An 896-nucleotide genomic window follows, 5' to 3' on the forward strand; every position below is an offset into this window, starting at 1 on the left:
GAAAGGGATGCAGCGGCAGCGGTGCAGCAAGGAAGCGTTATTCTGATGCTGCCCCGCAAGCCGCCTCAGGCGCCCAGGCTGCCCGCCCCGGCGGTTTCAGCCTCGCCTTGATGCTTTGCGCAATGCGGGCACGATTCGCCATACACATACAGCGGCGACAACTGCTCGCGCGGCGTGACAACCGCGCGGCAGGCATAGCACTGCACGGTGGGCGTGGCTTCGAGCTTCGGGTTCAACGCGGTACGGCGGTCGAAGACGAAGCAGTCGCCGGTATAGTGGTCGCCGCCGACTTCCTCGAAGTACTTCAGGATGCCGCCTTCCAATTGATAGACATGGTCGTAGCCGATGTTGTGCATGTGGATGGCCGCCTTCTCGCAGCGTATGCCGCCAGTGCAGAAGGTCACCACGGTCTTGCCGGCCAGCTCGTCGCGATGCCGCGCCACCACCTCCGGGANCACATCGACTTCGAAGGCATTGCGGGTATCCATCATTACCACCGGACGGCCTTCGTCGTCATGCCCCTGGTCGAGCCAGCGCTTGAGATCAGGCGCCGTCACGGCCGGCGCCCGGCCCAGCTCGGGCTTGATCAGCGGATGCTTCATCGTGATGATTTCGCGCTTCAACTTGACCAGCATGCGCTTGAACGGCTGCTCGTCGGAATAGCTTTCCTTGACGTCCAGGTCGGCGAAGCGGGCGTCGGCGCGCAGCCATTGCAGGAAACGGTCGATGCCGTCGCGGCTGCCGGCCAGGAACAGGTTGATGCCTTCCGGGCTCAGCAGGATGGTGCCCATCAGGCCCAGCTCGGCGCAGATGGCCTGGAATGCGGGCCGCTTTTCAACGGTGTCGTCGAAGGTGATGAATTTGTAGGCGGCGATGTTGACGAATGGTGAGGAGGG

The 896-nt window shown here is 63.2% G+C and carries 1 protein-coding gene; it reads right to left on the reverse strand.

Features of this window, described 5'->3' with window-relative positions; translation table 11 throughout:
• Positions 1 to 65 precede the first annotated feature (65 nt).
• Complete coding sequence (locus JK635_RS29075) at positions 66 to 875, reverse strand: sulfurtransferase (protein ID WP_498043888.1); 810 nt, start codon at positions 873 to 875, stop codon at positions 66 to 68.
• Positions 876 to 896 lie beyond the last annotated feature (21 nt).

This window comes from Neobacillus paridis, assembly GCF_016765675.1.
Lineage (GTDB): Bacteria > Bacillota > Bacilli > Bacillales > Cytobacillaceae > Neobacillus > Neobacillus paridis.